This is a genomic window from Eremococcus coleocola DSM 15696 (assembly GCF_000428865.1).
Taxonomy (GTDB): domain Bacteria; phylum Bacillota; class Bacilli; order Lactobacillales; family Aerococcaceae; genus Eremococcus; species Eremococcus coleocola.
On sequence record NZ_AUAT01000007.1, the window covers coordinates 49,735 to 59,327 of the forward strand.

The window sequence follows — 9,593 nt, forward strand, 5'->3', positions numbered from 1 at the left end:
ATAGTAAAAGCAATTTGAGTCATGTGGATGCCTCCTAATAATGTGCTTGTGGTGAATTACATTATTAGGAGGTATCCGCATGACTCACTTTTTACATAATTACATAAAAATAATAAATTGAGATTATATCTGCTAAAGTCATGAAAATTAATTGAGACCGCATCCTTTTAGGTAAAATCATGTCAATTAATTCCAATTAGTAGTATGAGGCCTAGTGCAAATCATGTAAACTTAGCCATGAATCCTGCTTCTAACGGTCTCCATTATAAATTGTATTCCGTACTAAGACATAATCTACGTGGCGTAGAGCCTTCAAGGAATTACCGCCGGCATAAGAAATGGCAGACTGTAAGTCTTGTTGCATTTCGATTAAGGTATCAGCTAAGTGACCCCGAGTTGGAATCATTTCAATTTTGCCTTCGACATTCTTGTGTTCACCTTTTTGATATTCAGAGGCAGACCCGAAATATTCTTTAAAAATTTTGCCATCAATTTCCCGGCTAGTTCCAGGACTTTCTACGTGGGCAGCTAAAAGAGATCCAATCATAACCATGCGGGCACCAAAACGAATCGCTTTGGCAATATCACCATTATGACGGATACCTCCATCGGCAATAATTGGTTTAGTGGCTGCTTTAGCACAGAGACGAATCGCAGCTAATTGCCAACCGCCGGTCCCAAAACCAGTTTTAAGTTTAGTAATACATACTCGGCCTGGACCCACTCCAACTTTGGTGGCGTCCGCGCCAGCTAATTCGAGCTCACGTACACCTTCAGGAGTACCAACATTACCCGCAATTAAGAAGGATTCTGGTAAATATTCTTTAATAAAATGAATCATATCAATGACATATTCTGAATGGCCATGAGCCACATCAATGGTGATATATTCTGGAATAATCTTCTCAGCAGCTAATTCACGGATAAAATCGAATTCATTATCTTTAATCCCGACTGAGATTGATGCGAACAAGCCTTTTTTATGCATTTTTTGAATGAAGGGTTTACGGGCTGCTTCATCAAAGCGATGCATAATATAGAAATAATCGTTAGCTGCAAACCATTCTGCCAGTTCTTCATTAATAACAGTCTGCATATTAGCGGGTACTACCGGAATTTTAAATGTCCGCTTGCCTAATTGAATGCTAGTGTCACATTCAGACCGGCTTTGGACAATACATTTATTAGGGATTAATTGTACATCTTCAAAATCAAAAACTTCCACGAGATCACCTTTCGTTTATGGGTTGGACCTTTCCAGCTAAGTCAAATTCTTAACAAAAATTTACATAATAACAAAAGTACTTACTGGCGTCAAAAATTTTACACTAGCTTCCACTACTCTCCGAGCGCGAACATGGCTACCATTTGTTTATTCCCCATCAGGGTACATAGCATCAATCCGAGCTTGGATTTCTTGGTCATTGACAAAATCTTCATAACTTGTTTTCAAGCGGTCGAAGGCTCCAGTTGGAGTTAATTCAATTACCCGGTTACAAGTTGTATTCAAGACTTCAAAGTCGTGGGAAGCAATCAAAATTGCACCTTTGAACTTAATCAAGCCATCATTTAAAGCGGTAATAGATTCCAAGTCCAAGTGATTGGTTGGTTGATCCATGACCAAGACATTGGCTTTGGATAACATCATTTTCGAAAGTAAACAACGTACTTTTTCGCCCCCAGAGAGGACATTAACAGGTTTCATTACATCATCACCAGAGAATAGCATCCGGCCTAAGAAAGATCTTAAGAAGGTATTATCTTGTTCTTCCTTGTCAGCATATTGCCGTAACCAGTCGACAATGTTCATAGTATTATTATCGAATTCATCAGCAGAATTTCGTGGCAAGTAGGTTTGAGAAGTAGTAACGCCCCATTCAAAACTTCCTGCGTCTGGCTCAGTCACGCCCATAATAATGTCAAAGAAAGCAGTCGTGGCTAAGTCATTACGAGAGACAAAAGCTACTTTATCTTCCCGGTTCAAGGAGAAGGTAATATTGTCCAGGACTTTTTCACCGTCAATGGTCTTGGACAAACCTTCAACGCGTAATAAGTCATTCCCGATTTCGCGATTTGGACTGAAGCCAACATAAGGATACTTACGGGAAGAGGGTTGGATATCATCCAAGGTAATTTTGTCTAACATTTTCTTCCGTGAAGTTGCTTGTTTAGATTTAGAAGCATTGGCAGAGAAACGTGCAATGAAATCTTGTAATTCTTTAATCTTTTCTTCTTTTTTGGCATTTTGATCTGCCATCATCTTAGCCGCTAATTGGCTGGATTGAAGCCAGAAATCGTAGTTACCTACGTAGAGCTTAATCTTACCGAAGTCCACGTCGGCCATGTGAGTACATACCGTGTTCAAGAAGTGACGGTCATGGGATACCACAATAACAGTATTGGGGAAGTCAAGGATAAAATCAGACAACCATTCGATAGCTTGGGCATCCAAACCGTTGGTTGGTTCGTCGAGGAGTAGATTATCTGGTTTTCCAAATAAGGCTTGAGCAAGTAAAACTTTGATCTTATCGGCTTCAACTAAGTCCCGCATATATTGGCGGTGCATATCAGTGGGAATACCTAAACCTTGTAACAAGTCTGAGGCTTCAGCTTCAGCTTCCCAACCCCCCATTTCGGCAAATTGAGATTCTAATTCACCGGCGCGAATTCCATCTTCATCGGTGAAATCCGCCTTCATATAAATAGCATCTTTTTCTTTCATGATATTAAAAAGTTCTTTATGTCCCATCATAACGGTGTCCATGACGGTTTGGTCTTCAAAACCGTAGTGGTTTTGGTTTAAGACGGCTAACCGTTCGTCTGGATCCATAGAGACATTCCCGGTGGTGGGGGTGATTTCGCCAGAAAGAATCTTTAAAAATGTCGATTTACCGGCTCCATTGGCCCCAATTACCCCATAACAATTGCCTGGAGTAAAAGTTATATTTACTTCATCAAATAATTTACGGTCAGGAAACTGTAAACTTACGTTTGATACATTAATCATGCGCTAGCATCCTCCTATTGATTTGTAGTGTTGAATCATGCATCAACCACCAGCATGTATTGTAACATATTTATTCCTAAAAAGGATAATATGTAGAAACTAAGCAATGGATTATTATGAAGCAAATGGAACAGGGACAAGTGGAATAGGCTATTATAGGTTATTGGATTCAAAAAGCAAAGGTATTTTTTACTCATTAGGCATTCCTAAAAAAACCAGTCTAAGGAGAAATTCCAGAGACTGACTCTTTAGGTTTATAGGTTTTTATTTTTTTTGACTTGGCTAAACAGAGTGCAGATGATACTGAAAATCAGGCTAGGAAGTAACCATTCAAAGCCGAATTGACTGAGAGGAAGTTGACCTAGGGCATCGCCTAAGGTGTCTAAGGCATGGTTACCATTCATCTGATTAACTAGAACAAAGGCTTGGCTAATGGAGATAAGACCCGCTCCGACAACGGCACCTAGATAAGTTGATTGATATTTAATTTGTTTATCAAAAATCGACCACAGGATGAGGCTTATCACGATTGGGTAAATACCGGTGAGGATTGGAACCGCAATTGATATAAGGGCATCGACACCAAGGAGAGATAAAAATAATTCTACCAAAATAGCTAGGCTGACTACGGTTCGATAGGATACCTTGTTTTGACTGAGTTCAGCAAAGTATTGGCCACAAGTTGAAGTGAGTCCAACGGCAGTAGTTAAGCAGGCTAGGGAGACCATCAGGGCCATAATGATTTGACCGGACCGGCCAAAAAGTTGGGCAATTAGACTTGTCAAGATAGGAATCCGATCTTGGTCTAAGTTAATTTGGCCGCTGAATTTGGCACCAGTATAGATTAGACCACCGTAGACGGTTGCTAAGAGGACAAAGGCCACAAAGGAAATGGCAAGAATCATTCTGTGTTGGTCTTTTTGCTTATGATAACCACTTTGGATTAGGCTAGTTAAGACAATGCCGGCCATGAGCGGAGACCCAATCCCATCCATGGTTTGGTAACCTTCCTTGAAGGATCGGACAAATAAGTCACTAGGCAGGTCAGTTAGAAGGTCAGAGCTAGGAACTAGTAGAGCTTTTACCACAATGATAAAGGTAAGAAGGAGTAAGCCAGGGGTTAGGTATTTGCCGATTTTATCGATAACTTGACTTGGATTCAAGCAGAGTAGGTAGGTGATCCCGAAAAAGACTAGGGCAGTCAGCCAATTAGGGATAGCAGGGTTAAGGCCTTGGACGAGAATTTCATGAACCGTTGCACCTGTTCTTGGCACCGAGAAGAAGGGACCAATCAGGAGAATGGATATCGCACCTAGAATCTTTGAAAAGTTAAGACTCAAGCGTTTACCTAAATCAGTGGCCCTCCCTCCTAAACTCGCAGTGACCACAACTCCTAAAATCGGAATGATTGGGTCGGATAAGAGGAAGCCTAGTGCGGCTTGGGGCCAGTTTTGACCGGATATGAGTCCAAGATATGGCGGAAAAATGAGATTTCCGGCGCCAAAAAAGATGGCGAAGAGGGCGAAACCGCCAATGATAATATCACGATGTTTTTTTGACATGGGTCAACTCCTTTTCTTTTGCCTCTCTATTATAGGCTAAAGGGGGTAGGGTCTTCAAAGGAATTTTTGGAATTGGGAAATAAACCGTTTTGTGCAGATATTTTTTGAAGCTCTTATGGAAGCTGGTCATGAGATAAAAGCTAAGCACTGGCTAGCTGGTATGTACTTTAGGGCAAGAAAGAAGTCCCTGCCGGTTGGACAGGGGCTGATTAAAGTATTAGTTTTCGATTAAGGCGAGGTCACGGTCAGAAATGTCTGTGACCGGAATTAGGATTTCTGGCCCACAAGCTAGACTTGGCACTTTAGCGCTTAGTCTAGCCGTCGCCAGAACAGTCTGGAGCTTGCCAAGCAAGCGGAAGCCGGTCCCAGTCACAGTGCTTTTCTAGAGCGTGGCCGTAGCAGTAGCTTATTTAATTTTTCAAGTTCTTAACGGAAACGTTGTAAGATTCGTTCAAACCAAGATTTATTTTCTTTGATCTGCATAACCTCTTTGACTTGAGTTTCTTGAGCTTTTTGTGCTTGAGCTAATTGGATTTCTTGTGCATTAACCTGAATCTCACTGGCATCTGGCCGAACATAAGTGCCATCGGTTTGTAGAATCCGAGCCTTAAGCGTGTCGGATAATTGTAACTTAAGGATATCGATGATGGTATCTTCTATTTCCTTATCCAAAATAGGAAACTCAATTTCCACCCGTTTAATCATATTCCGTGTCATCATATCAGCGGATGAGAGGAAGAGATGGTGGTGACCATTGCGGTTGAAGAAGTAAACCCGACTATGTTCGAGGAAGCGACCGACAATCGACCGGACACGAATGTTTTCAGAAACACCAGGCACACCTGGCTTCAAACAACATATACCCCGGATAATTAAATCAATCTGAACCCCTGCTTGGCTAGCTTCATAGAGAGTCTTAATCAATTGTTTATCTGTTAGGGAATTCATCTTGGCAATAATCTGGCCATTCCCGTACTCTTGTTGGAATTTAATTTCATCTTCAATATAGTCTTGTAGGGAGTCACGAATTTCAAATGGTGACACATGCAGGTGTTTATATTGAGGCCGTTCAGAATAACCGGAAAGGAAGTTGAAGAAATTAGAGGCATCTTGGGTGAGTTCATCTTTGGCTGACATTATCCCCATATCGGTATAAATTTTGGCAGTTTTGTCGTTATAGTTACCGGTTCCTAAATGGACATAGCGACGAATCCGATCAGCTTCTTTCCGGATAATTAAGGTGATTTTAGAGTGGGTCTTGAGTTCGGATACCCCGTATAGGACATGACACCCGGCATCTTCTAATTCTCGTGCCCAATAAACATTATTTTCTTCGTCAAAACGGGCCTTAAGTTCCACTAGGACTGTTACTTCTTTACCATTTTCGGCCGCCTTCTTAAGAGCAGCAATAATTGGTGAGTGTTTAGATACCCGATAGAGGGTCTGTTTAATTGAAATTGTTTCCTCGTCTTCGGCCGCTTCTTGGACTAGGTTGACGATTGGATCGAAAGAGTCATAAGGATGGTTAAAGAAAAGATCTTTTTTTCGGATGGCTTCAAATAGACTTTGACCTTGGTGGTCAGGATTTAGGTAAGGTGTGAACGGAGGGTATGAAGCTTCAGGATGTTGGTCCCGTAAAGTTTCAATAAAGTCAAATAAGAAGGTTAGATCTAAAGGACCATTGATGGGATAAATATCCCGCTTCTTCATATTTAAACGGTCCTTAAGAAAGTCAATATGGTCTTCTTGATAGTCTGCATCATAAGAGCTATCGAGTTCTAAGCGGACAGCAAAGCCGTTCCGGCGTTGTTTGACATAGTCTTCCATTAATTCTAAGAGGTCTTCAGCATTATCTTCAATGATATCAAAGTCAGCCGACCGCGTAATCCGGAAAGGATAAGCGTAGTTGATACTATAACCGATAAATAATTTATCTAAATGACTGATAATTAGATCTTCAATGAAAAGGTAGCGGTGAGGTGTTTGATGAGCTTTAAGTAAAATTAAGCGATCTAGCAGGGCAGGTACGGGAATAAGTGCCAAGTGGTCTTCACCCTCTTTAGATAGGCTCACAAATATATTAAGCGCTTTGTTATTCAAATGGGGGAAAGGCCGATAAGCGTCAACCCCAAGCGGAGATAGGGTGGGGAGGACGAAATCATTAAAGTAACGATCAGCTTCCAAACGTTCTTCCTCATCCAATTGCGCTACCTGACTTAAAGCTACCCCATATTTAGGTAAAGCTTTGACTAACTGTTGATAACGATCATATTGTTTCGTGATATTATTATGGTTTTTGTCGGCAATGGCATTTAGCAATTCTTTTGGGGTCATCCGGGTCTTGTTTTCTGCGATTTCAACGTTAGCATTGAACTGGTCATAGACCCCTGCCACTCGGACCATGAAGAATTCATCTAAATTAGAACTGGCAATTGCGATAAAGTTTAACTGCTCTAAGTAGGGGTTATTTAGGTCAGATGCTTGGTCTAGGACCCGGTCATTGAAATCGAGCCAAGAAAGCTCACGGTTAAAATAATACTTGGCAGCGGAAAAATTAGTATTAGAGAAGTCGGTAGCAGTGAAGGATTTTTTCAGGACGGCTTTCTTAGAATTATTCGACGCAGGCATGGAGGCATCCCTTTCTATTGGTTAGGCATCAGTATTAATGAAATGTAGCGTTAGTTTGCCATCTAAGGCGCGTTCGAGATGTTTCTGATGACGGTTGGCCCGGAATTTCTCTGACAAAATTGGACCAACATGGTAAATATCTAACTGGTAGTTTTTGACTTCAACTTGTTTTAAATGGACCTTGCTTATATGCTCAATATTGGAATCATTGATGGCATTAGCAAACTTCAGCACACCGCCTAAAATCTGTAATTCTTTTTTTTCATCTTCAGCGAGCCAACCCTGGTAGTTACTAAGGTATTGTTTGAAGAGAGACTTATTCCGATAACTGGCTAAAAGAGCCAGTTTTAGACGGTCTTTGTGGACAAAACCAAGTAGGTTCATATTGGCACAAATATAGAATGTATGTTGAGAATCCGCTTCAGCTGAAAGAAACCCACCGAAGCGATAAATTGATGCGGCATATTCAAGGAGTTCTTGTAATTTATAATTGTACTCCAATAGGCCGAGGTGGCAGAGCTGGCTATAGAGTGAAATGGAGGTATCCACGGCGGTTTGGGGACCAATCCCTGCCATAGGCAGGTCCTCTTTCATTTGGAAGATGGCACGAGCTCGGATGGTCGCATTGTCAATCGGTCCATCATAATTATCATTGATATATTTTAGGACCATGCCTTCTCGGAGACCTCGTGTGGAAATGACAAAAGCATCTGATTTCGCCGCTTTAACTAATTCAATAAAGACTAGGTTGGCCGGAATAATAATGTCTAAACGGTCAGAGGATAGACCATCAATATCATTCATTTTGTCAAAAGGGGTATTTGCAAAAAGTTGTAAAGTTTGGTCTAGTTGATCCTTGGTCATCACAAAGCCGTGTAAACCAGCCATAGGATAATCAATTGACCTTTGAAAAACGTTGGCCACATTCCGAGCAGATCCGCCAATGGCAATCACGGGAACCTTGGCTTTTTTAATCCAATCATAGTCACGAAAGGCTTTTTTAACAAAATTAGAAAGATTGGACATTGCTTGACTATCGTTATGGTCTTTATTAGCAAAAAAATCTTTTTGTAAGCTGACAGTACCGAAAGGAAAAGAGTGATACTGGACAACTTTTTTATCTTCAAAGAGGGTGATTTCGCATGACCCTCCGCCAATATCGATTGTTAGGGCGTTATCGATGTCCATTGAGTGGGTAATAGCATAGGCTCCACTCTTGGCTTCTTCTTCTTCGGTGACAATCTCAATAGTGAGTCCTGTGACGGTTTTGACGGTATCGATGATATCAGCTTGGTTAGATGATTGACGGATGGCTGCGGTTGCCTTGGGGAGAATGGTGTCTACTTTGAATTCTTGGCAGACTTGATGGTAATTATGAAGGATTTCAATTAAGACATTCAGACCGTCTTTATTAAGAATAACTTGACCCTTCTTTTGGTCTAGATATTGGCTGAGCCGGGCGGGAATTTTTTCATTATGGAGCTCCACAAAATGGTGGGTCTGGTCAATTCCATAAATAACTAGGCGAATGGTGTTAGAGCCAATATCAATGAGCGCAATTTTTTCGGTATACATAAGAATCAGTCCTTAAGTAGGTCTGGAATGACTTTAATTAAGTCTTGGGCGGTTGAGACAAGTTGTCCTTTCATTTTAATGAGGCCAACAGTAAACAAGTTAACATAGGCAAATTGTGATTCGCCTACGACTTGTAAAGCATCGAGCTTGTCCTGGTTAGTAGCGCCTAATTGACGGGAATCTGTAAAGAGGCCTAACATCGGGATATCGGCTTGATAGGCAATTCCGACTTCAGAAGCAACCCCAGCATCAATTGATACCCCATCTAGAAGGGCAATTATTAAGTCACTTTCGAGTACGGCATCTGCGTCTAGTTTGGCAATCATTTTAGAATCTGCATATTTATTCTTGTCATTGATTTCACCTTGTTCCTGAGGTAGAAAGACTTCATATTCAGGATAAGCTTGGCGGATTTGGTCCACTAGCAGGGCATTGTAGTGGAAGTCAGCTTGGCTAAAGAGTGGTGCAGCAAAATAGATTTTTTTCATGATACATCTCCTTTGGGTCTAGTCTTACTTCTATTATATGAAAGCGACTATCATAAAACAATCGTACAGGCAAAACTTAACATAAACTTTACTATTTATTTGGAATTCCAGTTGTTTTTTCTCTACTTGCTTGGTAGGTAAAGAAAACTGGGCTGATTTTTCCATACTTGTGTGGTAGGTAAAGAAAACTGGGCTGATTTTTCCATACTTGTGTGGTAGGTAAAGAAAACTGAGCTGATTTTTCTATACTTGCTTGGTAGGTAAAGAAAACTGAGCTGATTTTTCCATACTTGTATGGTAAGTAAAGAAAACTGAGCTGATTTTTCCATACTT

The 9,593-nt window shown here is 40.9% G+C and carries 8 protein-coding genes; all 8 read right to left on the minus strand.

What is annotated here, in order from left to right; all coding sequences use genetic code 11:
* Positions 1–250: 250 nt before the first annotated feature.
* Positions 251–1,225, minus strand: coding sequence for a GMP reductase (gene guaC, locus G396_RS0102680; RefSeq protein WP_028124975.1), 975 nt, complete (start codon positions 1,223–1,225; stop codon positions 251–253).
* 147 nt (positions 1,226–1,372) lie between these two features.
* Complete coding sequence (locus tag G396_RS0102685; protein WP_006417624.1) at positions 1,373–3,007, minus strand: ABC-F family ATP-binding cassette domain-containing protein; 1,635 nt, start codon at positions 3,005–3,007, stop codon at positions 1,373–1,375.
* Between the two features lie 254 nt (positions 3,008–3,261).
* Positions 3,262–4,569 (minus strand): branched-chain amino acid transport system II carrier protein, encoded by a 1,308-nt coding sequence (gene brnQ / locus G396_RS0102690; RefSeq protein ID WP_028124976.1) that lies wholly within the window; start codon positions 4,567–4,569, stop codon positions 3,262–3,264.
* 217 nt (positions 4,570–4,786) lie between these two features.
* On the minus strand, positions 4,787–4,942 hold the full coding sequence (locus G396_RS11345) for a hypothetical protein (RefSeq protein WP_006417626.1): 156 nt from the start codon (positions 4,940–4,942) through the stop codon (positions 4,787–4,789).
* Between the two features lie 53 nt (positions 4,943–4,995).
* Positions 4,996–7,197 carry an RNA degradosome polyphosphate kinase gene (locus G396_RS09980; RefSeq protein ID WP_034907446.1) on the minus strand — a complete coding sequence of 734 codons (2,202 nt, stop codon included), beginning with the start codon at positions 7,195–7,197 and terminating at the stop codon, positions 4,996–4,998.
* Between the two features lie 21 nt (positions 7,198–7,218).
* Positions 7,219–8,772 carry a Ppx/GppA family phosphatase gene (locus G396_RS0102705; protein ID WP_006417621.1) on the minus strand — a complete coding sequence of 518 codons (1,554 nt, stop codon included), beginning with the start codon at positions 8,770–8,772 and terminating at the stop codon, positions 7,219–7,221.
* A 5-nt stretch (positions 8,773–8,777) separates the two neighbouring features.
* Entirely contained in the window at positions 8,778–9,260 is a 483-nt protein-coding gene (locus G396_RS0102710) for a nucleoside 2-deoxyribosyltransferase (protein WP_006417622.1), read from the minus strand.
* A gap of 91 nt (positions 9,261–9,351) precedes the next feature.
* A partial coding sequence (locus G396_RS12080) for a hypothetical protein (RefSeq protein ID WP_211224442.1) occupies positions 9,352–9,593 on the minus strand: 242 nt, incomplete at its 5' end.

Coding starts and splice junctions, on each gene's coding strand:
- brnQ (WP_028124976.1), bottom strand. CDS start 4,569: ATGTCAAAAAAACATCGTGATATTATCATTGGCGGTTTCGCCCTCTTC.
- G396_RS0102685 (WP_006417624.1), bottom strand. CDS start 3,007: ATGATTAATGTATCAAACGTAAGTTTACAGTTTCCTGACCGTAAATTA.
- G396_RS0102710 (WP_006417622.1), bottom strand. CDS start 9,260: ATGAAAAAAATCTATTTTGCTGCACCACTCTTTAGCCAAGCTGACTTC.
- G396_RS0102705 (WP_006417621.1), bottom strand. CDS start 8,772: ATGTATACCGAAAAAATTGCGCTCATTGATATTGGCTCTAACACCATT.
- G396_RS09980 (WP_034907446.1), bottom strand. CDS start 7,197: ATGCCTGCGTCGAATAATTCTAAGAAAGCCGTCCTGAAAAAATCCTTC.